This window comes from Streptomyces longispororuber (genome assembly GCF_024448165.1).
In the GTDB taxonomy this organism is placed as follows: Bacteria; Actinomycetota; Actinomycetes; order Streptomycetales; family Streptomycetaceae; genus Streptomyces; species Streptomyces longispororuber_A.
Genome location: NZ_JAMOLN010000039.1, coordinates 15,597 through 37,176 on the forward strand (window position 1 = coordinate 15,597; position 21,580 = coordinate 37,176).

Below are 21,580 nucleotides of genomic sequence, written 5' to 3' on the forward strand. Positions count from 1 at the left end.
CCATGTACGGCGATCAGGAAACCGTCCGCAAGATCCTCACCGGGACCGGTGACACCTGGGCGGTGGTCGGCCTGTCCTCGAACCGGGGGCGGGCGGCGTACGGCGTCGCGGAGGTCCTGCAGCGCTTCGGCAAGCGGGTCGTGCCGGTCCACCCCAAGGCCGAGACGGTGCACGGCGAGCAGGGGTACGCCTCGCTCGCCGACATCCCGTTCCCGGTCGACGTGGTCGACGTCTTCGTCAACAGCGACCTCGCGGGCCAGGTCGCCGACGAGGCCGTCGCGATCGGCGCCGAGGCGGTGTGGTTCCAGCTCGGCGTGACCGACGAGGACGCGTACGACCGGACCCGGGACGCCGGGCTCGCCATGGTGATGGACAAGTGCCCGGCGATCGAGATCCCGCGGCTCAGCTGACCGGGCCCGCGGCGCCGGCCGCCCCGTCGGCGCCCTCGTCGAAGGACGCGAAGTAGGCGGCGGCCATGTCCTCGTTCCCGTGGCCCTGCTCGGCGGCGCGGGCCAGGCGGGCGGCGCTCGCCTCGGCGACGTCGAGGCGGACCCCGTTCGCCCGGCCCGCCTCGACGATGAGGCGGGCGTCCTTGGCCGCCGTGTCGACCGCGAACTGGGCCGGGGTGAGCCGGTCCTCCAGGACGAGGCCCGCCTTGAGCCGCAGGTACGGCATGTCGAGGCCACCGCCCGCGATGGCGTCGAAGAACGACTGCGGGTCGACGCCGAGCGCCCGGGACAGCGCGAGCACCTCCCCGGCGGCGTTCGTGGTCGCCAGCACCCAGCTGTTGGCCACCAGCTTCAGCCGGGTGGCGGAGCCCGCCGCCCCGTCCTCGCCGGTCCACACGGTGCGCGCGCCGACCGCGTCGAGGACCGGCGCCACCGCGTCCCGGTGCTCTCCCGGGCCCGCCGCGAGGATCAGCAGCTGACCGGCCTCGGCGGGCTGCCGGGTGCCGAGGACCGGGGCGTCGAAGAAGACCAGGCCGTGGTCGGCGGCGAAGTCCGCGAGGCCGTCGATCGCCTCGATGCCCGCGGTCGTGGACTGCAGCCAGGCGGCGCCGGGCCGCAGCCCGGCCGCGGCCTGCCGCATCACGTCGAGCGCGGCGGGCCCGTCGTACAGCATCGTCAGCACGACGTCGGCGCCGGTGACGGCCTCGGCCGGGGTGTCGGTGACGTGCACGCCGTCGGCGGTCAGCGGTTCGGCCCTGTCCCGGCTGCGGTTCCAGGCGCGGACGGTGTGCCCGGCGCGCGCGATGTTGCGGGCCATCGCCGCACCCATGATCCCGGTGCCGAGGACGCTCACGGTCAGCTTGTCGGCGGGGGCTGCGGGAGTGCTCTGTTCACTCATGGCGTCAACTCTATGTCCGGTCAACGCTCTTCCTGCGGGCCACCCGCAGCTCCGTCAGGTACCGCTTGGTGACCCGGCCGCCGTAGTGGCGGTCGATGAGATCGCCGACGCAGTCCAGCAGGCCGGAGCGGGCGGCCGGTTCGAGGTCGCGGGTGCCCGAGAAGGTGCACAGCAGGTCGCGGTACTCCTCCGTGGTGAAGGTGATGTCCCACTCGTGGCGCCGGAAGACGGGCGGCTCGAACCGGTCGGCGCCGGGCAACGTGGCATTGCCCTGCGCGACGTGCCGGTTCGGCGCCTCCTGGCTGTCGTACGGGATGTCGGCTGCGGGCGTCGGGCGCAGGCCGGGCGGGGTGGCCGGGTCGAAGCGCTCGTAGCAGCCCTGGACCGCCACGAAGAAGTCCTCCGTGCCGCCCGCGACGTGGTGCGTCGACACCGTCGCGAGCGTCCCGCCGGGGCGCAGTGCCCGGGCGGACTTGGCGACGCGGACGGCGGGGTCGATCCAGTGGAAGGACGTCGCCGCGAGGACCACGTCGAACGGCTCGGCGGGCAGCGGCCAGTCCTCGAAGGCGGCCACCTCGACCTCGGCGCCGGGGTGTCCGGCGAGCCGGCGGCGGGCCACGGCCGCCAGTTCGGCGCCGAGTTCGACGGCGACGATCCGGCAGCCGCGCTCGGCCAGCGGCACGGTCGCCTTGCCCGTGCCGCAGCCCACTTCGAGGATCCGGCAGCCGGGCCCGGTCCCCGCGAGTTCAGCGAGGTCGTCGTACATGCCCGGCGGGTAGCCGGGCCGCGCGCGGTCGTAGATCTCGGCGTCCTGGGTGAAGGTGCGGCGCAGCCGTTCCCGCTCGGTGTCGGTCATCCGCGCCACGCTACTCAGAAACGGACCGGCAGCCCCACCGGATATGAGCCGTCCCCGGCGAAGCCCACCCGCTGGACGGCGTCCCGGCCGCCGGCGAGGGTGAGGCCGTCGCGGCGCAGCCAGAGCTCCTCGACGAGCACCTCGGTCTGCAGGTTGGCGAGCGCCGCGCCGATGCAGCGGTGGGCGCCGTGCCCGTACGCGATGTGGCCGGTGCCGCGGGCCGGTTCGCGGCCCAGGTCGAGCCGGCCGGGCTCGGGAAAGGTCCCGGGGTCGCGGTTGGCGGCGAGCAGCCCGCTGGTGACGCCCTCGCCGCGGCGGACCCGGACGCCGCCGAGCTCCACGTCCTCGGTGGCGTAGAGGGTGGCGCCGACGTGCACGGCGGAGACGTGCCGGAGCAACTCCTGCACGGCGCGCGGCAGCAGATCGGGGTCGGTGCGCAGCCGGGCCGTCTCGTCCGGGTGGTCGAGGAGGGTGAGGACGGCGTCGGTGAGGAAGAAGGCGGGCGGCGCGATGCCGGTGTTGATGAGGAGGAAGACGAGCGCGATCATCTCCTGCCGGCTGAGGCGCTGGTCCGGCGCCGCCTCCGCGTCGGAGCGCAGCAGGTCGGAGGCGAGGTCCTCGCCGGGGGCTGCGGCGCGGCGGTCGAGGAGGCCGTCGATGTACTCGGCGAGGCGGTCGATGCCGGGCAGGAAGCGGTCCGGTTCGCCGGACTCGTAGTCGCGCATCCAGCCGGCGACCTTGCCGCGGTCCGCCTCGTCGACGCCGATGATGTCGCAGATGACCTCGGTGACGACGGGGTAGGCGAAGCCGGTCAGGAACTCGAACTCGGCGCCGCTCGCGGTGAGTTCGTCACCGAGTTCGCGCACCACGCGCTGGATCCGCGGGCGCAGGGCGGCGATCCGGCGCGGCGCGAAGGCGCGCATGACGTGGGTGCGCAGCCGGGCGTGGTCGGGCCCGTCGACCATCACCAGGATCTCCAGGTAGAGGCGGTACTCGGGCGGCAGCCCCGCCTCGTCGAGGAGTTCCGCGCCGAGGCCGCCCCCGTCCTGTCCCGGCACCTTGGCGAGGTCGCGGACGAAGCGGGGGTCGGCGAGCACCGTCTTGACCACGTCGTACCGGGTGGCCAGCCAGACCGGGGTGGTGGTCTGCGGCAGCGTGACGCGCAGCAGTGGCGCCTCGTGGCCGTGCGAGGCGTCGTCGATCTGCTGGTGGGTCAGCTCGATGGGGGCGGCGGCGAATTCGGTCATGGAGGGAGCATCTACGGGAACCTACGTACGGGTGGGATCCGTGACCGGTTCGTGATGCCCCGTGCCTCCGTCGGCATCACCCGGCCAGCGCCTCCTTGACGTCGTCGAGGACGATCCGGGCGGAGAGCGGGCCACCGGCGCTGTTCCACGCGGAGCCCTCGACGACCACGACGTGGCCGTCCTGCTCGGCGCGCAGCGAGCCGAAGTTGGTGGCCTTGCGGGCCTCGCCGTACGCCTTCTCGCCGTCGGCCCGGTCGCCGAGCGTGCCGAGGAACAGCCAGTCGCCGTCGATGGTGTCGAGCTTCTCCAGCGAGACCGGTTCGCTGTGTCCGGTGCTCGCGCCCTGCTGGTCCTTCGGCCGGGTGAGGCCGAGCGCCTGGAGGGTGGAGCCGACGACGCCGTCGCCCTTGCCGACGACCGACGGCGCGCCGTCCTGCCAGCGGATCACGGAGACGGACTTCCCGGCGTTCGCGCCGAGCTGCTTCTTCGTGGCGGCGACCCGCGCGTCGAAGTCGGTGAGCCACTTCTCGGCGGCGGCCTTCTTGTTGAGCGCGTCGGCGGTGTCGGTGAAGGACTTCTTCCAGTCCTCGTTGAGCTTCGCGGTGACGACGGTCGGCGCGATCTCCTGGAGCTTGTCGACGGTCTTCTTGGCGCCGGTCGTCTCGTCGAGCAGGATCAGATCGGGCTGCAGCGCGGCGAGCTTCTCCAGGTCGGCCTCGGCGACGGTGGCGACGACCTGTGCCTTCGACGCCTTGTCGGCGAGGTAGCTGGACACGCCCCGCTGGCCGCGCCCGGCCGTCGTGCCGACCGGTTCGACGCCGAGGGCGAGCGCGGCGTCGGTGGTCGGCTCGCTGAGCGTGACGACCTTGCGCGGGGTGCCGGGCACGTCGACCTCGCGGCCCTGGGCGTCGGTGATCCGTCGTGTCGTCTCCGCCGCCGCCTTCGCCTTCCCGCCGCCGTCGCCGCTGTCGCCGTCGCCGCCGCAGGCACTCAGGAGCAAGGCCCCCGTGACGGCGGCGGTCGTGGGGATCAGGGCGGCGCGGCGGAAGGTTCGGGGGGAGGACATGTGCGTATTGCTCCTAGGGACAAGGGGGTTGACCGGTGGTGCGTGGGGGTTCAGGGGGTCGGTCCCGGCGTCGCGCCGAACAGGCGGACCAGGGTGTCGGCCAGGGCGACGTGCCAACAGGCTTGGTCGTGCCCGCCGTTGAACTCGCGCCGGGTGACCTGGTAGCGGGCCGAGTGCAGGGTGTCGTAGAGGGCTCCGCAGTGCTCGGCGGCCGGGCCTTCGTGGAGTCCGACGTCGAGGTGGACGGTGACGGGCCGCGCCGGGGTGGTGGCGAACCGGGTGACGAGCCACGGCACGCCGAAGACGTGCTCGTGCCGCCCGTCCGGCGGGAGCCCGGGCCGCCACCACAGCGACGGCGACTGGGCGACGACGTGGCCGAACCGGCCGGGGCGCAGGTGGCCGGCGTGCAGTGCGGTGACGCCGCCGAGGCCCTGTCCGGCGACGACGGTGCGCGCCGGGTCGGAGGTGACGGGCCAGCGGGCGGCCGCCCAGGGCAGCAGTTCGTCGGCGAGGAACTGCACGAAGGCGTCGCGCGCGCCGAGTTCGCGGTCGCGGGTGGCGCGGTCGACGGCATCGGGCGCGAGCACGACGAGCGGCGCCAGCCTGCCCTCGTCGATCAGGACGTCGAGGGTGTGCTGCAGACCGGTCCGGCCGAGCCACATGTCGCCGTCGCCGAGCACCAGGACGGGCAGCCGCTCGTCCGCGCGGCGGCGGCCCGGCGGCACATAGACCCAGACGTCGCGGTGGCCGCCGAGCGCCGCCGCGGGTGCCCGGTGCCGTTCGACCCGGCCCGCCGGGCGCTCGCCCCGTGACCGGTGCCGGGGTTCGGCGGGCGCGTCCGGCAGGGCGAACACGGACGACTCGGCGGGGCCCCAACGGGTGGGCAGGGAGCGGGGGTTGAGCGGGTCGCGGGTGGCGTGCACAGCGAGGGAGCGCAGGCGCGCCTGGAGGACGCCGGGGTCGGTGGGCGGTTCCTTGGCGGAGACGTCGGCGGCGATGCGGTAGGTGCCGCGGTGGTCGGCGCGCAGCCGCAGTCCGAGGTGCCAGACGTCGGTGCCGGGGACGGGTTCGAGGAGCGAGCCCGCCAGGTGGTCGCGGTCGGCGAGGCGGTTCGCCACGAGCAGCACCTGCCGGGTGGCGCGGTGTCCCCGCCACAGGAACGTGACCACCCGGTGGTCGGGCGCGCCGTCGATCTCCTCGACGAGCGGGGTGCCGCGTCCGGCCACGTCCTGCCAGAAGGCGGCGGCACAGCGGGCCCGTCGGGCGTCGTCGGCGCCGGTCAGCTGTTCCAGGAGGCGGGCGACGCGCGGGCCGGTGACCCGGGCCGGCCGGTGGTCCGGCAGGGCTGCGGGCCGGTCGGTGGGGGCCGCCGTCTGGACGCGCATGTCTCCTCTTCCTCCAGCAGCTTCGTCAACACAATTGTCAGAAGTTGTAGTTAGGTTAGCCTAAGCTAATCACATGCTCACTGGAACACGCCTCCGCCCCGGAGAAGCACCACGGCTCGTCGCGCCCGGCCGCGACGGTCCCCACCGGGCTCCGGGGCTGCCCCTGGGCGTGCTCCTCGGCCTGCTCCTGCTGGTCGCGGCGGCCCTGCTGTCGCTGTGCGTGGGCACCGAGCGCATTCCGCTCGACGACGTCCGGTCCGCCCTGTTCGCGCCGTCCGGATCGCGGTTCGACAACATCGTGCGCGAGCTGCGGGTGCCGCGGACCCTCATCGGGATCGCCGTCGGCGCGGCCCTCGGCCTCGCGGGCGGGGTGATGCAGACCCTGACCCGCAATCCGCTCGCCGACCCGGGGCTGCTCGGCGTGAACGCGGGGGCGTCGGCCGCCGTCGTCACCGCGATCAGCGTCCTCGGCATCACGTCGTTCACCGGCTACCTGTGGTTCGCGCTGCTCGGCGCGGCCGTCGCCGCCGTCGCCGTGAACGCGCTCGGCGGCACCCGCGCGGCGACCCCGGTCCGGCTCGCCCTCGCGGGCACGGCCGTGAACGCGGCCCTGTTCGGCTACGTCAACGGGCTGCAGCTGTGGGACCTGGACACGCTCGACTCGATGCGCCACTGGTCGGTGGGGACCTTGGACAAGCGGGACCCTCAACTCCTGCTCCACGCCCTGCCGTTGCTGGTCGCGGGCGCCCTGCTGGCGTGCGCGCTCGGCCGGCCGCTCGGCGCGCTCGCGCTCGGCGAGGACCACGCCCGCGCGCTCGGCACCTCGGTGCGGCGCACCCGGGTCCTGTCCGTCGTGGCGATCACGCTGCTCTGCGGCAGCGCGACCGCCCTGTGCGGCCCGATCGGCTTCGTCGGCCTGATGGTCCCGCACGCGGTCCGCGCGTTCACCGGCCCCGATCCGCGCCGGCTGCTCCCGCTCTGCGCCCTGTTCGCGCCCGCCCTGCTGCTGGTGTCCGACGTGATCGGACGCGTCGTGGTGGCGCCGTCCGAGATCCAGGCCGACATCGTCACGTCCTTCCTCGGCGGTCTCGTCTTCGTCCATCTCGTCCGGCGGCGGAAGGTGGCCCGGCTGTGAGCGTCGCCGACCGTCCCACGACGCTCCGGAAGGCCGGGCACGGCACGCGCGGGACCGTGCTGCGCGCGGGCCGCTGGTCGCTCCGCCTCGACCCGCGCACCGTCCTCGTCTGTCTCGCGCTGATCGTCGTCACGGCGTGCCTCGTGGTCCTGTCCGTCGGCACGGGCACGTACGCGCTGTCGCCGCTGGAGGTGCTGCGCACGTTCGCCGGGCACGGGCCTCCGGGGGCCGGGTTCATCGTGCTCGACCTGCGGCTGCCGCGCGCCGTCGTGGCCGTCCTGATCGGCTTCGGGACGGGCATGGCGGGCGCCGTGTTCCAGTCCGTCACCCGCAATCCGCTGGGCAGCCCGGACATCATCGGGTTCGGCAACGGCGCGTCGGCCGGCGCGCTCGTCGCCATCGTCGTCCTCGACGCGGGCGCGCCGCAGACCGCGCTCGGCGCACTGGCCGGCGGCTTCGCCACGGCCGCCGCGGTGTACCTGCTGGCGTGGCGCCGCGGGGTGCACGGCTACCGGCTCGTACTCGTCGGCATCGGCGTCTCCGCGGTGCTCGGCGCGGCGACCAGCTTCCTGTACGTGCGCGCCGACATCGGCAAGGCGGCCCAGGCGGCGAGCTGGATGATCGGCTCCCTCAACGACCGCGGCTGGACCGAGGTCCGGATCGCGGCGCTCGGCCTTCTCGTCTGCGCGCCCGTGGTCCTGGTCCACGGCCGCCGGCTGACCCTGCTCGAGATGGGCGACGACGCGGCGGGCGCGCTCGGGGTACCGGCCGAGCGGAGCCGCCTGGTCCTGCTGTGCGCGGGCACCGGCCTCACCGCGCTCGCGGTGGCCGCGGCGGGCCCCGTCCCGTTCCTGGCGATGGCCGCGCCCCAGCTGGCCCGCCGCGTCACCCGCGCACCCGGCCCGAACGTGCTGCCCGCCGCCTGGACGGGCGCCCTGCTGGTGACGGCCGCCGACCTGATCACGCAGCGCGTGACCGGTTCGGCGCTGATGCCCGTGGGCGTGGTGACAGGCGTCGCCGGCGGACTGTTCCTGGCCTGGCTCCTGCTCCGGGAACGCCGGGCCCACCGTGTCTGACCGAGGAGAAGGAGACGAGCACCGCATGGCCGCAGCGACGACCGGGGAAGGATCCGGCAGCCCGCGACTGGCCCGGCTGTCGAGGGAGCTGCGCGCCCGGGGGCGCGCGGCGCTCGACGACTTCTGGCGCGAACTCGCGCACACCGGAGGACCGTTGGTCGAGCCCGTCCCCGGCGCCCCGGACGAGCGTCTGGTGACGGTCGTCTGGCGCCAGGACCGGCCCGTGACGGGCGTCTACGTCATGGCCAACCGCGTCACCGACAAGCACCGGGCCCGCGACGGCATGATGCGCCGCCTCGACGACACGGACCTCTGGTACGTCGGCCTACGGCTGCCCCTCGGGCTGCGCTGCGGGTACCGCGTCCATCCGTTCGGCCCCGACGATCCGTGGCTGACGGCGGACGGGCCCCGCAGTGGCTCCTCGCGCGGGCTGCCGGACGACCGCTCGGACCCGTTCAACCACCGTGCCGACGGCCCGTTCGGCTCCCTGATCGAGCTGCCCGGCGCGCCCTCGCTCGCCGAGTGGCCCACGTCCCGCACGCTCTCCCCCGCGCCCAGGAGCGACGCCTTCGACTTCCCGGCCGCCGACGGGACGACGTACCGCGTACGCCGGTTCGTCCCCGCCCCCGACGACGGCGGACCCGCACCTGGACTGCTCGTCGTGTGCGACGGGGAGCGGTGGTTCGACCGGTACGGCATCACGGCGGCGGTCACCGCGGCCGTCGACGCGGGCCGGATCGCGCCGACGGCCGTCATCGGCATCGAGGCGGGGTCCGGTCCCGCGGCCCGGATGCGGCAGCTCGGCGCGAACCCGCGCTTCATCGACATGCTGGCCGACGAGCTGCTGCCCACGGTGACCGCAGGTCTGCCCCGGTGGGCCGGGCCCCGAAGCACCGTGCTGTGCGGACAGAGCCTCGGCGGCCTCACCGCGCTCGCGGCGGCACTGCGCCGGCCCGACGCGTTCGGCACGGTGCTCGCCCACTCGGCGTCGACCTGGTGGCGCCCCGGCATGACCGCGCGCCCGGCCGAACTGCCGGCCGGGGCCACCACCTGGCTGGCCGAACAGGCCGCGGCGGCGCCGGTCTCCGACGTCCGGATCCGGCTGGACGTCGGCTCCAACGAAGGCACGATGACCGACGACCTGCGGCGGCTGCACGGGCTGATGGCGGCCCGCGGCTTCGACGTCTCCCTCAACGTCTACCGGGGCGGGCACGACTACTCCTGCTGGGCGGCGGCCCTCGTCGACGGCCTCGCCCGGACGTGATCAGGGCGTCACGTCGGTCACCCGCCATCGCTGGTTGGCGCCGGAGTTGGGCTGCCAGGTCCCGACGGGCGCACCCTCGTGCGTGGCCTGCCCGCCGACCTCCAGGAGACGCCCCGTGCCGGCGTTGACGAACGTGTACGTGCCGTCGCCGGTCGTCGACAGGATCCACTGGGCCGCCGCGTCGCGGTCGTCCGTGTCGGGTTCGACGACCGGCACCCCGTCGCGGACGGCGAGCCGCCTGCCGTCGGCGGCGCTGGTGAACACGTGGCGGTCGCGGCTCGCCGGGCCGTCCCCGCTGATCCGCGCGAGCCGCCAGCGCTGCCCGGCCGCCCCGGTCCCGGAACCGATGACGAGGGTGTCGGCGCCGTCGGCGACGGTGAGGTCCCTGCCGCTCTGCACGCCCGTCAGCTCGTAGGAGCGTCCCCTGCGCAGCGTCGCCGCGTCCCTGGCGACCCCGGACACGCCCTTGATCACGAACGTGGTCACGGACTGAGCGGGCACCGTGAAGGTGGCCGTGCGGCCCGTCACCGCGACCGGTGGCTGCTCGGCCAGCTTGCCGTCGGCGCTGGTCACGACCGGAGTGACGGTCGCGCCCCGGCGCACGGCGGCGAACCTGGACAGGTCGAGCGTCACCGTGCGGGTGCCCGTGGTGCCGTTGACGTGCACGACCGTGGCGCCGTTGCCGCCGCGGGTGACCGCCGCGGTGCTGTTCGTGTCGTCGACCTTGACGAGGCAGTCGCCCGGCCGGATGTAGTGGGTGAAGTTCCGGGCCGTGTCGAACTTGGTGTTCGTGTAGACCGGGCAGGTCTCCAGGGTGTCGTCGGGGCCGGCGCTGAAGGAGACCTGGATCTCGCCCCAGTTGCCGCCCTTGGCGGACTCACCGCCCGGCTTCATGTTGTCCCAGTCCTCGACGGGCTGCCAGAACACCCAGGCGCTGGGCTCCAGTTCCCGCAGGTCGTCGACGATGTGCTGGGCGAGGCCGAGGCCGGGCCGCATGTCGGTGAAGGACTGGCCGTCGCCCCAGTCGCCCTCCACCTCGCTCATCCACAGCGGCTTGCCGTCGGCCTTGGCGAGGTCGCGGACGGAGGTGCGGCCGCCGGTGCCGTACGTGTGGACGTTCATCTGGGCGACGTGGCGCTTCACGTCCGCCGGATAGCTGGTCCAGTTCGTGACGAAGGTCGTCGGGTTGGTCTCGTCCATGGCCGAGACGGCCGCGCCGGTCCGCGCCCTGCGCAGCGCGGCGTCGAGCGCCGGCACGATCTTCTGCTGGAGGCCGGGGCCGATGTGGCAGCCCTCCTGCCGGCCGCCGGTCGGATTGCCGTCGGCGCCCAGCTGGGTGCCCCAGTAGCTCGTGTTGGGCTCGTTGCACGGGTCGACGGTCTTCACCTTGATGCCGTGCGCCTTCTCCAGGCGCCGGGTGGCACCGGCCAGGTAGGCGGCGAAGTCGTCGACGGACGCCTCCTTCAGCTGGTCCTTCGACGCGTCGAAGCCGCCGGAGACGTAGCCGCTGACCGTCATGAAGTAGGGCGGCGAGTTGGAGAACGTCTCCCAGTGGGTGATGTCCTTCTTGATCCGGTCCACCCACCAGCGCTGGGTGGCGTCGGCGTCCTCGTTCCAGTGGTCCGCGTCGTCCGGGTCCCACCAGTCGGTGTCGCTGCGGGTGGTGCCCTCGGGCGCCTTCCACCAGCCCTCGACGGCGCCGCCCGCCCTCAGGTAGTCGGGCACGTCGGGGGCGTTGCCGCCGCCGATGTTGTAGCGGGCGATGTTCAGGGCGAGGCCGTCCCGTCCGAAGACGAGGTCGGCTATCCGCTCGCGAATCTCGTCCGGGTAGTGCCCGGTGGCGTTCGCGAACCAGACCAGGCTGGTGCCCCACCCCTCGAACCGGTCCTGCCGGTACGAGGGGTCGGGGGTGACCGTGACCGTCGCCGCGTCGGCCGCGGCGGCCGGTGCGAGGAACGGTGCGGCCGAGATCTGGGTTCCTGCGGCCGCGGCCGTGGCCGTGGCGACTGCGATGAACCGTCTGCGGGTCAAGCGCGCCAACGTGAGCTCCCGACGTCGTGGTGTGAGTGCGGTGTTGGTGGTGCTGGAACGGAGTGGTTCTAGGCGGAGGCGGGCTGCCGGAGGACGGCGACCTGCCGGGGCGCGAGGACGAGGCCGTCGCCCGCGGGACCGACGAGGACGTCGCCGGTGAGACCCGGCACCGCCACCTCCTCGTCGCTCCGGTTGACCAGGAAGTGGTAGCGGTGCCCGGCGTCGCGCCGCACGACGTGCTCCACCGAACCCCGCGCCTGCTCCGGGAGTTCGCTGCTCACCCCGGCGGGCGCGAGCAGCTCGGGCAGCAGCACGGTCAGACCGTCGACGCCGAGGCGGGTGGAGACGTAGGCGGCCGAGCCGCGGCCGGTGCCGCGCCGGGTGACGGCCGGGCGGGCGGCGTACGTGCCGGTGCGGTACCCGGCGAGCACCTCGACGTCCGTGCCGGTGACGGAGATCCGGTCGGTCCACAGACTGCCCGTGGTGCCGTTGTCCAGGTCGACGGTGACGCCGTCGAGCAGCGGTCCGAACTCCTCGATGCGGATGCCGAGGACGTCGCGCAGGGCGCCCGGGTAGCCGCCGAGCCAGACGTGGTCGTTCTCGTCGACGATCGCGGAGAAGTACGTGGTGACGAGGTGGCCGCCGCCCTCGACGTACCGCGTGAGCTCCTTGGCGAGCGGCTGGGGCACCACGTGCAGCACGGGCGCGATGACGACGTCGTACGCGGACAGGTCGGTGCGGTGGGCGGGCACCACGTCGGCGCGGATCCCGAGGCGCAGGAGCGCCGAGTACCAGTCGAGGGCCTCGCGGTGGTAGTCGAGGCGCGAGCTGGGGTGGGAGTCCTGCTCGCCGGCCCACCAGGAGTCCCAGTCGAAGAGGATCGCCACCCTGGCGGGTTCGCGCTCACTGCCCGCGACGGGGGCGAGTGCGTCCAGGGTGCGGCCCAACTCGACGACGGCGCGGAAGAGTTCGCTGTCGGCGCCGGCGTGCGGGACCATCGCCGAGTGGTACTTCTCGGCGCCGGCCACGGACTGGCGCCACTGGAAGAAGCAGACGGCATCGGCGCCGTGCGCCACGTGCAGCAGCGAGTCGCGGGCCAACTCCCCCGGCTGCTTGGGCAGGTTGACGGGCTGCCAGTTCACGGCGCTGGTGGAGTGCTCCATCAGGAACCACGGCCGGTGGCCCGCGATGCCGCTGCTGAGGTTGGCGGAGAAGGAGAGTTCGTCGCGGTCCTGCGGTCCTGGGATGACGTAGTGGTCGTTGGCGACGAAGTCCACCTCGGCGGCCCAGTCGGCGTAGTCCATGCCCTTGGTGCCGCCCATCACCATGAAGTTGGTGGTGACGGGCGTGTCCGGGGTGAGCTCGCGCAGGATCTCCCGCTCGGCCAGCAGGTGGTCCTTGAGCGCGTCCGACGAGAACCGCTTGAAGTCGAGCTGCTGCGTCGGGTTGGGGTGCGAGGCGGCGAGCCGGGGCGGCAGCAGCTGCTCCCAGTCGCTATAGCGCTGGGACCAGAAGGCGGTCCCCCAGGCGTCGTTGAGGGCGTCGAGCGTCGTGTACCGGCGGCGCAGCCAGAGACGGAAGGCCCGGGCCGCGTCGTCGGAGTAGTCGTAGACGTTGTGGCAGCCCAGCTCGTTGTTGACGTGCCAGGCGACGAGGGCCGGGTGGTCGGCGTAGCGGGAGGCGAGCTTGCGCACCAGGTGCAGCGCGTGCTCGCGGAAGACGGGCGAGGTGGGCCGCCAGTGCTGGCGGGCGCCGGGCGACAGCGTCTCGCCGCTCGCGGTGACCGGCAGGATCTCCGGGTGCGCGGCGGTCAGCCACGGCGGCGGCGACGCGGTGGCGGTGGCCAGGTCGACGCCGATGCCGCCCGCGTGCAGCAGGTCCATGATCTCGTCGAGCCAGCCGAAGTCCCAGGTGTCGGCGGTGGGCTGGATCCTGGCCCAGGAGAAGATGGCGAGGGAGACGACGTTCACCCCGGCCTCGCGCATCAGCCGGATGTCGTCCGCCCACACCTCCCGTGACCACTGCTCGGGGTTGTAGTCGGCTCCGTAGCCGAGGCGCCGGGCGCCGTCCGAGCCCTTCGCGTACGGGAAACGGGAGGTGAGGGGGGCGGTCATGCACGTCCTTCCAGGGATGCGGTCACAAAGGGGGCGCGGGCTACTTCTCGACGGTGAAGCCCTGCTCGGTGCCGTACTTGACGGAGGCGTCCTGCCAGGACTTGAGGCCGGCGGTGAGCTTGGTCGAGGAGACGTACGCCTTGCCGACGGTGTCGTTGAAGATCGAGTTGGCGTACACCTGGTACGGCAGGTACTTCCAGTCGGTGGGCACGCTCTTCGCGGACTCGGCGAAGATCTTGTTGGCCTTCTGGCCGCCGAAGTAGGGGAACTCGGTGTTCTGGAACGACGGGGAGTTCAGGTCCTTCGTGGTCGCGGGGAACGCGCCGTTCTTGATGCGGGTCTGCACGCCGGCGCCGGAGTTGGCGTACTCGACGAAGGCATAGGCGAGTTCCTTGTTCTTGCCGAGCTCGGGCAGGGCGAGCGAGCTGCCGCCGTTCTCCGAGCTGGCGTTGGCGCCCTTCTCCCACTGCGGCATCGGGGCGACGCGCCAGTCGCCGGACGCGCCCTTCACGCCGGAGGCGAAGTTGGCGGGCATCCAGGCGCCGGTGGGCAGGGTGGCGATGGTGCCGTCGCCGAGGCCCTTGTACCAGTCGTCGGTCCAGCCGGTGACGGGCGAGACGAGCTTCTCGTCGATCAGCTGCTGCCAGGTGTCGGTGTACTTCTTCGCGCCCGCGTCGGTGAAGTCGATGCCGACCTTGGTGCCGTCGACCTTGTAGGGGTGCGATCCGGCCTGCCACAGCAGGCTGGTGGTCAGGCCGGCGTCGCCGACGTCGCTGGTGATGTACGCCTTCGGGTCGGCCTTGTGCAGCGTGCGGGCCGCCTCGACGTACTCGTCCCAGGTCGTCGGGACGGCGATCTTGTACTTGTCGAAGACCTTCTTGTTGTAGAAGAGCGCCATCGGGCCGGAGTCCATGGGCAGGCCGTAGACGCCGTCGCCGGACTTCACCGAGTTCCACGGGCCCGGTGAGTACGAGGACGCCAGCTTCTCGGCGCCGTACGCCTTGAGGTCGGTGATCTGCTTGGTCAGGGCGTACTGGCCGAGCGCGTAGTACTCGATCTGTGCGACGTCCGGGACGCCCTTCTTCGCGGAGATCGCGTTCGACAGGGCCTTGTACTGGTCGTTGTTGGTGCCCGCGTTGACCAGCTTGATGTCGACCTTCGGGTACTTCTTCTCGAAGTCGGCGGCGACCTGCTTGAGGGTGGGCTCCCACGCCCACACCGTGACGGTGCCGCCCTTCTTCAGGGCCGACTGGATGTCGGAGGAGCCGACCTTCTTGTCACCGGAGTCGTCGTCGGAGCCGCCGCAGGCGGTGGCTCCGAGGGCGAGGGCGCAGACGAGACCGAGGCCGCGCAGCAGGCGGCGGGAGTGCTTGGGCATGGGCATGCTTCCACTTCGTCGTGGTCCTACGGAGGGTGTTTCTGCCGGGGTACGGCGTGAACTGCGGTGCTGCGCCTACTCCTTGACGCTTCCGGCGGAGAGCCCGGACTGCCAGTACTTCTGGAGCAGCAGGAAGGCGGCGATCAGCGGCACGATGGTGAGCAGCGAACCGGTGAGCACCAGATGGGGGATGGCCTCGCCGCCGGCCGTCTGCGCCTGTTTGTTCCAGGAGTCCAGGCCGAGCGTGAGCGGGTACCAGTCGGGGTCCTTCAGCATGATCAGCGGCAGGAAGTAGTTGTTCCAGGTCGCGACCATGGTGAAGAGCAGCACGGTGACGGTGCCGGGGGCGAGCAGCGGCAGGGCGACCTGGAAGAAGGTGCGCAGCTCGCTCGCCCCGTCGATGCGGGCGGCCTCCATCAGCTCGGTGGGGATCGCCTCGGTGGCGAACACCCACATCAGGTACAGGCCGAACGGGGAGATCAGCGAGGGGATGATCACGGCCCACGGGGTGTCGGTGAGCCCCATCTTGCTGAACATGAGGAACGTGGGGACGGCGAGTGCGGTGCCCGGCACCGCGACGGCCCCGATGACGACGGCGAACACGGCGCGCTTGCCGGGGAAGGCGAACTTGGCGAGCGCGTACCCGCCGAGGACCGCGAGGAAGGTGGCCCCGCCCGCGCCGACCACCACGTACAGGAGGGTGTTGAGGAGCCAGCGGCCGAAGACGCCGTCCTGGTAGGTGAAGGTCGTGCCGATGTTGTGCCAGAGGTCGAAGTCCCGGTCGAACCAGAGGCCGAACGAACGAGCCAGGCCCTGCTGGGACTTGGTGGCGCTGATCAGGAGCCAGACCAGCGGCAGCAGGCTGTAGACGAGGACGACGCCGGTGAGGACGGTCAGCAGGACGCTGCGGCGGGGCCGTCCCGGACGCGCGGCGCGCGGTGAACGCAGCCGCGGGGCCGGGGACTTGGGCGGCGCGGTGTTCCGCACGGAGCCGGTGGTGGTGGTCATCGCGCTCACGCTCCCTTGCGCATGCCGCGCAGCTGGACCACGTAGGCGACGATCATCGTGATCACGCCCATGACGATGGCGACCGTCGCGGAGTAGTTCTGCTGCTGGCCCGCGAAGGACAGCGAGTACGTGTAGAAGTTCGGGGTGTAGTCGGTGGTGATGGCGTTCGGCGCGAGCTTCTGCAGGATCGCGGGCTCGTTGAAGAGCTGGAAGCTGCCGATGACCGAGAAGATCGTGGCGATGACGAGGGCGCCGCGGATCGCCGGGAGTTTGATGGCGGTGATGACGCGCCACTGTCCGGCGCCGTCGATCTCGGCCGCCTCGTACAGCGAGTGCGGTACGACGCGCAGCGCGGCGAAGAAGATCAGCATGTTGTAGCCGACGAACTCCCAGGTCACGATGTTGCCGATGGAGGCGAGGACCAGGTCGGCGGAGAGCGGGTCGGGCAGCTTCGTGCCGAGCGCGTCGTCGAGGTCGCCGACCAGGCCGTAGCGGGTGCCGTACATGAAGCCCCACATGAGGGTGGCGACGACGGCGGGGACCGCGTACGGGAGGAAGACGGTGATGCGGAAGAAGTCCTTGCCGTAGAGGCGGCCGCTGTCGATGGCGAGGGCGACGAGCAGGGCGATGCCCAGCATGATCGGCACCTGGATCAGCAGGAAGAGCCCGACGCGGGCCACGCCCTCCCAGAACTGACTGTCCTGGAGCGCCTGTTGGTAGTTGTCCAGGCCCACGAAGGTGGTGCCGCCGATGAGTTGGGTCCTGAAGAGGCTCAGATAGACCGAGTACGCGAGCGGCGCGAGGAAGACCAGGGCGAAGACGAGCACGAAGGGGCCGATGAACCCCCATCCCGTCCACGAGCGGCGCCGCCTCACGGCGACCGGCGGTTGCAGCGTGGTCATCTCGCGTCCCTCACTCGTCCATGGGTCACTGGGCTCGATGTTTGCGTAAACATCCCTGGGCGCAAAGGGTCCGGCGGCTGCTATGTTTACGTAAACATTCGGTGGCGGCATGTCTACACTGCCCCGAGGACGACGGTCAAGAGTCGGTGAGGGACACGGTGACAACCAACGGGCGCGCCCCGCAGCGCGGCACGCGCCGGACACAGAACGCGTCGATGGCCGACGTCGCCCGGGTCGCGGGCGTCTCGTCCCAGACGGTCTCCCGCGTCTCGAACGGCTTCCCCGGGGTGAACGAGGAGACCCGGGACCGGGTCCTCGCCGCGATGAAGGACCTCGGCTACCGCCCCAACAGCGCGGCGCGGGCGCTGAAGCGCGGCGACTTCCGCACGATCGGCGTCATCACGTTCACGCTGTCCACGACGGGCAACATGCGCACACTGGAGGCCATCGCGACCTCGGCCGCGCAGGAGGGCTACGCGGTCACGCTCCTGCCGGTCGCGGTGCCGACCCAGGACGAGGTGCGCGGCGCGTTCTCCCGCCTCGGCGAACTGGCCGTGGACGCGGTCATCGTCATCATGGAGGTCCACCTGCTCGACTCGGCGAGCCTGACGCTGCCGCCGCACGTGAAGGTGGTGGTCGCGGACTCCGACGCCGGCGACCGGTACGCGGTGGTGGACACGGACCAGGCGGGCGGCACCCGCGACGCGGTGCGCCATCTTCTCGACCTGGGCCACCGCACGGTCTGGCACCTGGCGGGCCCCTCCGAGTCCTTCGCGGCGCAGCGCCGAACGGACGCCTGGCGCACGGCACTTGAGAGTGCGGGGCGCGCCGTGCCGCCGCCGGTGCGGGGCGACTGGTCGGCCGAGTCCGGCTACCGCGCGGGCCTGCGCCTGGCCGAACAGGCCGACTGCACCGCGGTGTTCGCGGCGAACGACCAGATGGCGCTGGGCCTGCTGCGGGCGCTGGACGAGCGCGGCCGCCGGGTCCCCGAGGACGTCTCGGTCATCGGCTTCGACGACATCCCCGACTCGGGCTCGTTCCTGCCTCCGCTCACCACGGTCCACCAGGACTTCGCGGAGGTCGGCCGCCGCTGTGTGGAGAGCGCGCTGCGCCAGGTCAGGGAGAGCGAGGCGGAGCGGGGCACGACGCTGGTACCGACGCGGCTGGTGGTGCGGGAGAGCACGGGGCGCGCGCCGCGCGGGCCGGGCGGTGGGTCGTTCAGACCGTGACGCCGAGGCCCTCCAGGACCACCGCGCCGGGGAGTTCGGCGAGGGCCTTGCCCGGGACGATCAGTTTGCCGCGGCGGGTGCCGCTGCCGATGAGGACGTGCGGCAGGTCGGCGACGGCCGCGTCCACGAGGACCGGCCAGTCCGCGGGGAGGCCGATCGGGGTGATGCCGCCGTACTCCATGCCCGTCTCGCCGACCGCGGTGTCCATCGAGGCGAACGAGGCCTTGCGGGCGCCGAGTTGGCGTCGCACCGCACCGTTGACGTCGACCTTGGTGGTGGACAGCACGACGCACGCGGCGAGCGTGGCCTCGCCGCCCCGCTTGCCCGCGACGACCACGCAGTTCGCGGACTGCGCGAGGAGTTCGGGGCCGTAGTGCTCGACGAAGGTCGCGGTGTCGGCCCACTCGGGGTCGGTGTCGACATGGATCAGGTCCTGCGCGGGCACCGGGCCGCGCCAGTGCCGCACGGCGTCGGCGACGGGGCGGGTGAGCAGTTCGAGGGCGTCGGGGGCCGCGAGGACGTGGTCGAAGGTGCCGATGGGTGCGCGCATGGCCGCACGCTAACAGGCGTCGCGCGCACCGTATCCGGGCGTCTCAGCGTTCGAACGGCACCGACACGGCCATGACCAACCGGGCCGGTACGGCACCGTCGTTGCGGTACTCGTGCGGCACGTCGGCCTCGAAGGTGACGCTCGCGCCCTCGGGCACCTGGTGCGCGACGCCGTCGACGACCAGGGTCAACTCCCCCTCGGTGACGTGGAGGAGTTCGACGGTGCCCTGGGGGTGCGGATCGGACGGGCTGCCGTCGCCGGGCTGCAGCAGCCAGTCCCACATCTCCAGCGGCCCGGGCGCCTCGGTCCCGGCGAGGAGCCGGTGGTAGCTGCCGGCCTCCGTGGACCACAGCCGCACCGCCTGGTCGGCCGGCACGATCCGCACCTTCGGCCCCTGCTCGTAGTCGAGCAGCGTGGTGATGCTGACCCCGAGCGCGTCACCGATCTTGACGACGGTGCCGATACTCGGGTTCGTGCGGGCCTGCTCGATCTGGATGAGCATGCCGCGGCTGACGCCGGCCCGGCCGGCCAGCGCGTCCAGGGTGAAGCCGCGCTCGGCGCGCCAGTGCTTCACGTTGCGGGCGAGCGACTGGGTCAGGAGGTCGAGGTCCGACACGTTCCGTCCATGAGAGTGGGTCGACGAGGCTAGCCGTTGTGCAATATTTTGGATGACGTCGTTCAGTTCAGTGAACTACGGTGTGGTGCACCCGAACGTTCAGCAAACTGTACTGCGAGGTCCGGCATGACAGCACTCTTCGCCCTGGCCACGAGCCTGCTGTGGGGCCTCGCCGACTTCGGCGGCGGGCTGCTCACGCGGCGCACGCCGGCCCTCACGGTGGTGGTCGTCTCGCAGTCGATCGCGACGGTCGTGCTCGGCGCGATCGTGCTCGCCACGGGCGGCTGGAGCGAGGCGGGCCCGCAGCTGTGGTTCGCGGTGGGCGCCGGGCTCGTCGGTCCCGTCGCCATGCTCGCCTTCTACAAGGCGCTCGCGCTCGGCCCGATGGGGGTCGTCTCGCCGCTCGGCTCGCTGGGCGTCGCTGTGCCGGTGGGGGTCGGGCTGGTCCTCGGCGAGCGGCCGGGACTGCTGCAGTTCGCGGGCATCCTGGTCGCCGTCGCGGGCGTGGTCCTCGCGGGCGGCCCGCAGCTGAAGGGCGCTCCCGTGCAGCGGCAGGCGGTGCTGCTCACGCTGCTGGCGGCGTTCGGCTTCGGCGCGGTGATGGCCCTGATCGCGGAGGCGTCGACCACCCTCACCGGCCTCTTCCTCGCCCTGTTCGTGCAGCGCGTGACGAACGTGGCGGCGGGTGGCGCGGCGCTCCTCGTCTCGGCGCGGCGCGGGGCGCCGGTGCTGCCGGTGGAGGGCGGACCCGCGCTGCTCGTGCGCGCTCTGCCGGCCCTGGCGTTCGTGGGCCTCGCGGACGTGGCCGCCAACGGCACGTACTCGATGGCCGCGCAGCACGGCCCGGTCACGGTGGCCGCCGTACTGGCGTCCCTCTACCCCGTCGTCACCGCGCTCGCGGCGCGCGGCGTCCTGAGCGAGCGGCTGCGCGGGGTGCAGGCCGCAGGCGCCGGGCTCGCCCTGATCGGGACGGTGCTGCTGGCGACGGGCTGAGCCGGGAACTCGCCCCTCAGGCCCGGGAATCCGCCGGGCCTGTCCCCCGGACCCGGGACCCGTCCCTCAGATCCGGTACTTGCGCAACGCCGGTACCGCGAACGCGAGCCCCAGCATGGCGACGACGACCAGGAGGCCGCCCCCGACGACCGCCGCACGCGGGCCGAACGCCGAGCCCGCCGTGCCGTGCAGCACGTCGGCGAGGCGCGGCCCGCCCGCGACGACGACCGTGAAGACGCCCTGCATCCGGCCGCGCATCTCATCGGTGGCGGCGGACAGCAGGATCGCCCCGCGGAACACCATCGAGACCATGTCGGCGATCCCCGCCACGGCCAGGAACACCACGGCGAGCCACAGACTGTCGCTCAGCCCGAACCCGGTGATCGCCGCGCCCCACGCGACGACCGCCCCGATCACCATCCAGCCGTGCCGCTTCGCCCGCGAGAACGTGCCGGAGAACAGGCCGCCGACCACCGCCCCGATCGGGATCGCCGCGAACAGCAGGCCGAGCGCGAGCCCTTCCCCGTACGGCGCGTAGGTCTCGGCGGCGAGCTGGGGGAACAGGGCGCGCGGCATCCCGAAGACCATCGCGATGATGTCGGCGAGGAACGACAGCAGCAGCACCTTGTGCATCGAGATGTAGCGGAAACCGGCCGCGATCTCCCGGACGCCCGCCCGCCGCTTCACGGTGGTGTCCAGCGGCGGCAGCGAGGGCAGCCGGTACACGGCCCACACGGTGACGCACAGCGCGAGGGCGTCGATCAGATAGAGCTCGGGCAGGCCGATGACGGGGATCAGGACGCCCGCCAGGAGCGGCCCGACGACCTGGCCGGTCTGCATGACGGTCGAGCCGAGGGCGTTGGCCGCGGCCAGTTCGCCCTCGGGCACCAGCCGGGCGATGGACGCGTTGCGGGCCGGGGCGTTCAGACCCCAGAAGGCCTGCTGCACCGCCAGCAGCACCATCAGCGTGCCCACGGAGTCGAGCCCGACCAGGGCCTGCAGCCAGAACAGCACCGAGGTGACGGCGATCCCGCTGTTGGTGACGAGGAGCAGTTTGCGGCGGTCCATGCTGTCGGCGATCGCGCCGCCCCACAGCGCGAACACGACGAGCGGCAGCAGGCCGGCCATGCTGGCCGCGCCGACCCACGCCGAGGAACCGGTGATGTCGTAGATCTGCTTCGGCACGGCGACGGCGGTGAGCTGGCTGCCCACGGCCGTGACGATGGTGGAGGTCCACAGCCGCCGGTAGGCGGGGATGCGCAGGGGCCGGGTGTCCATGGCCCAGCGGCGCCAGCCGCGCCGGGACGGTCCGGACGGCTCCTGCTGTTCGGTGCCGGTGCTGCTCTCGCTGGTGTCCACGGGTCCCCGGTCGGTCATCCTGGT

Annotated in this window: 19 protein-coding genes; 6 read left to right on the forward strand and 13 right to left on the reverse strand. The window is 72.7% G+C overall.

The features are described from left to right. The first annotated feature begins 2 nt into the window (after positions 1-2). Positions 3-410 (forward strand): CoA-binding protein, encoded by a 408-nt coding sequence (locus M4J07_RS13930; protein ID WP_255971595.1) that lies wholly within the window; start codon positions 3-5, stop codon positions 408-410. On the opposite strand, the gene M4J07_RS13935 is transcribed toward M4J07_RS13930, so the two are convergent. The 5 genes from M4J07_RS13935 to fes all read right to left on the reverse strand — a co-directional run bounded on the left by M4J07_RS13935 (position 403) and on the right by fes (position 5,901). Continuing rightward, entirely contained in the window at positions 403-1,347 is a 945-nt protein-coding gene (locus M4J07_RS13935; protein ID WP_255971596.1) for an NAD(P)-dependent oxidoreductase, read from the reverse strand. The two genes, M4J07_RS13930 and M4J07_RS13935, sit on opposite strands and share 8 nt — an antisense overlap. A 10-nt stretch (positions 1,348-1,357) precedes the next feature. After that, complete coding sequence (locus M4J07_RS13940) at positions 1,358-2,203, reverse strand: class I SAM-dependent methyltransferase (protein ID WP_255971597.1); 846 nt, start codon at positions 2,201-2,203, stop codon at positions 1,358-1,360. 14 nt (positions 2,204-2,217) lie between these two features. Further along, complete coding sequence (locus M4J07_RS13945) at positions 2,218-3,450, reverse strand: cytochrome P450 (protein ID WP_255971598.1); 1,233 nt, start codon at positions 3,448-3,450, stop codon at positions 2,218-2,220. Positions 3,451-3,526: 76 nt separating this feature from the next. Continuing rightward, positions 3,527-4,516: an ABC transporter substrate-binding protein gene (locus tag M4J07_RS13950; protein WP_255971600.1), complete on the reverse strand. Its 990-nt coding sequence runs from the start codon at positions 4,514-4,516 to the stop codon at positions 3,527-3,529. Between the two features lie 50 nt (positions 4,517-4,566). Next, positions 4,567-5,901: an enterochelin esterase gene (fes, locus tag M4J07_RS13955; RefSeq protein WP_255971602.1), complete on the reverse strand. Its 1,335-nt coding sequence runs from the start codon at positions 5,899-5,901 to the stop codon at positions 4,567-4,569. Between the two features lie 73 nt (positions 5,902-5,974). Between fes and M4J07_RS13960 the strand changes: the two genes are divergently transcribed. Genes M4J07_RS13960 through M4J07_RS13970 form a run of 3 tightly spaced genes read left to right on the forward strand, consistent with a single transcriptional unit; the run spans position 5,975 to position 9,376 of the window. Then, positions 5,975-7,036: a FecCD family ABC transporter permease gene (locus tag M4J07_RS13960; RefSeq protein ID WP_255971604.1), complete on the forward strand. Its 1,062-nt coding sequence runs from the start codon at positions 5,975-5,977 to the stop codon at positions 7,034-7,036. Further along, positions 7,033-8,112, forward strand: coding sequence for a FecCD family ABC transporter permease (locus M4J07_RS13965; RefSeq protein ID WP_255971606.1), 1,080 nt, complete (start codon positions 7,033-7,035; stop codon positions 8,110-8,112). Before M4J07_RS13960 ends, M4J07_RS13965 begins: the two co-directional genes overlap by 4 nt. Before the next feature lie 25 nt (positions 8,113-8,137). Continuing rightward, complete coding sequence (locus tag M4J07_RS13970) at positions 8,138-9,376, forward strand: alpha/beta hydrolase-fold protein (protein WP_255971608.1); 1,239 nt, start codon at positions 8,138-8,140, stop codon at positions 9,374-9,376. Here the strand turns inward: M4J07_RS13970 and M4J07_RS13975 are convergent, their stop codons facing one another. The 5 genes from M4J07_RS13975 to M4J07_RS13995 form a co-directional block, all read right to left on the reverse strand. After that, positions 9,377-11,416 (reverse strand): RICIN domain-containing protein, encoded by a 2,040-nt coding sequence (locus M4J07_RS13975; protein ID WP_255971610.1) that lies wholly within the window; start codon positions 11,414-11,416, stop codon positions 9,377-9,379. 59 nt (positions 11,417-11,475) lie between these two features. Then, entirely contained in the window at positions 11,476-13,521 is a 2,046-nt protein-coding gene (locus tag M4J07_RS13980; RefSeq protein ID WP_255971612.1) for a beta-galactosidase, read from the reverse strand. Positions 13,522-13,561: 40 nt separating this feature from the next. Next, positions 13,562-14,899: an ABC transporter substrate-binding protein gene (locus M4J07_RS13985; RefSeq protein ID WP_255971614.1), complete on the reverse strand. Its 1,338-nt coding sequence runs from the start codon at positions 14,897-14,899 to the stop codon at positions 13,562-13,564. A 75-nt stretch (positions 14,900-14,974) separates the two neighbouring features. Next, on the reverse strand, positions 14,975-15,907 hold the full coding sequence (locus tag M4J07_RS13990; protein WP_255971616.1) for a carbohydrate ABC transporter permease: 933 nt from the start codon (positions 15,905-15,907) through the stop codon (positions 14,975-14,977). A 5-nt stretch (positions 15,908-15,912) separates the two neighbouring features. After that, a complete protein-coding gene (locus tag M4J07_RS13995; protein WP_255971618.1) occupies positions 15,913-16,809 on the reverse strand; it encodes a carbohydrate ABC transporter permease in 897 nt (298 codons plus the stop codon). A gap of 215 nt (positions 16,810-17,024) precedes the next feature. On the opposite strand from M4J07_RS13995, the gene M4J07_RS14000 reads away from it, so the two are divergent. Continuing rightward, on the forward strand, positions 17,025-18,038 hold the full coding sequence (locus tag M4J07_RS14000) for a LacI family DNA-binding transcriptional regulator (protein ID WP_255971657.1): 1,014 nt from the start codon (positions 17,025-17,027) through the stop codon (positions 18,036-18,038). On the opposite strand, the gene M4J07_RS14005 is transcribed toward M4J07_RS14000, so the two are convergent. Together M4J07_RS14005 and M4J07_RS14010 are read right to left on the reverse strand one after the other, a co-directional pair. Next, entirely contained in the window at positions 18,028-18,588 is a 561-nt protein-coding gene (locus tag M4J07_RS14005) for a YbaK/EbsC family protein (RefSeq protein WP_255971620.1), read from the reverse strand. The genes M4J07_RS14000 and M4J07_RS14005 overlap by 11 nt on opposite strands. A 43-nt stretch (positions 18,589-18,631) precedes the next feature. Then, a complete protein-coding gene (locus M4J07_RS14010) occupies positions 18,632-19,204 on the reverse strand; it encodes a helix-turn-helix domain-containing protein (protein ID WP_255971622.1) in 573 nt (190 codons plus the stop codon). A 126-nt stretch (positions 19,205-19,330) separates the two neighbouring features. Here M4J07_RS14010 and M4J07_RS14015 point away from each other — a divergent pair, with 126 nt between their 5' ends. Continuing rightward, the gene (locus tag M4J07_RS14015) at positions 19,331-20,197 is read left to right on the forward strand and encodes a DMT family transporter (RefSeq protein WP_255971624.1); all 867 of its coding nucleotides are present in this window, start codon (positions 19,331-19,333) and stop codon (positions 20,195-20,197) included. A 66-nt stretch (positions 20,198-20,263) separates the two neighbouring features. Here M4J07_RS14015 and M4J07_RS14020 read toward each other — a convergent pair whose 3' ends face one another. Then, positions 20,264-21,556, reverse strand: a complete 1,293-nt coding sequence (locus M4J07_RS14020) for an MFS transporter (protein WP_255971626.1) — start codon at positions 21,554-21,556, stop codon at positions 20,264-20,266. Between the last annotated feature and the right edge of the window lie 24 nt (positions 21,557-21,580).

Coding starts and splice junctions, on each gene's coding strand:
- M4J07_RS13960 (WP_255971604.1), top strand. CDS start 5,975: ATGCTCACTGGAACACGCCTCCGCCCCGGAGAAGCACCACGGCTCGTC.
- M4J07_RS13970 (WP_255971608.1), top strand. CDS start 8,138: ATGGCCGCAGCGACGACCGGGGAAGGATCCGGCAGCCCGCGACTGGCC.
- M4J07_RS14005 (WP_255971620.1), bottom strand. CDS start 18,588: ATGCGCGCACCCATCGGCACCTTCGACCACGTCCTCGCGGCCCCCGAC.
- M4J07_RS13935 (WP_255971596.1), bottom strand. CDS start 1,347: ATGAGTGAACAGAGCACTCCCGCAGCCCCCGCCGACAAGCTGACCGTG.
- M4J07_RS13930 (WP_255971595.1), top strand. CDS start 3: ATGTACGGCGATCAGGAAACCGTCCGCAAGATCCTCACCGGGACCGGT.
- M4J07_RS13945 (WP_255971598.1), bottom strand. CDS start 3,450: ATGACCGAATTCGCCGCCGCCCCCATCGAGCTGACCCACCAGCAGATC.
- M4J07_RS13980 (WP_255971612.1), bottom strand. CDS start 13,521: ATGACCGCCCCCCTCACCTCCCGTTTCCCGTACGCGAAGGGCTCGGAC.
- M4J07_RS13940 (WP_255971597.1), bottom strand. CDS start 2,203: ATGACCGACACCGAGCGGGAACGGCTGCGCCGCACCTTCACCCAGGAC.
- fes (WP_255971602.1), bottom strand. CDS start 5,901: ATGCGCGTCCAGACGGCGGCCCCCACCGACCGGCCCGCAGCCCTGCCG.
- M4J07_RS14000 (WP_255971657.1), top strand. CDS start 17,025: ATGGCCGACGTCGCCCGGGTCGCGGGCGTCTCGTCCCAGACGGTCTCC.
- M4J07_RS13990 (WP_255971616.1), bottom strand. CDS start 15,907: ATGACCACCACCACCGGCTCCGTGCGGAACACCGCGCCGCCCAAGTCC.
- M4J07_RS13950 (WP_255971600.1), bottom strand. CDS start 4,516: ATGTCCTCCCCCCGAACCTTCCGCCGCGCCGCCCTGATCCCCACGACC.
- M4J07_RS14015 (WP_255971624.1), top strand. CDS start 19,331: ATGACAGCACTCTTCGCCCTGGCCACGAGCCTGCTGTGGGGCCTCGCC.
- M4J07_RS13995 (WP_255971618.1), bottom strand. CDS start 16,809: ATGACCACGCTGCAACCGCCGGTCGCCGTGAGGCGGCGCCGCTCGTGG.
- M4J07_RS13985 (WP_255971614.1), bottom strand. CDS start 14,899: ATGCCCAAGCACTCCCGCCGCCTGCTGCGCGGCCTCGGTCTCGTCTGC.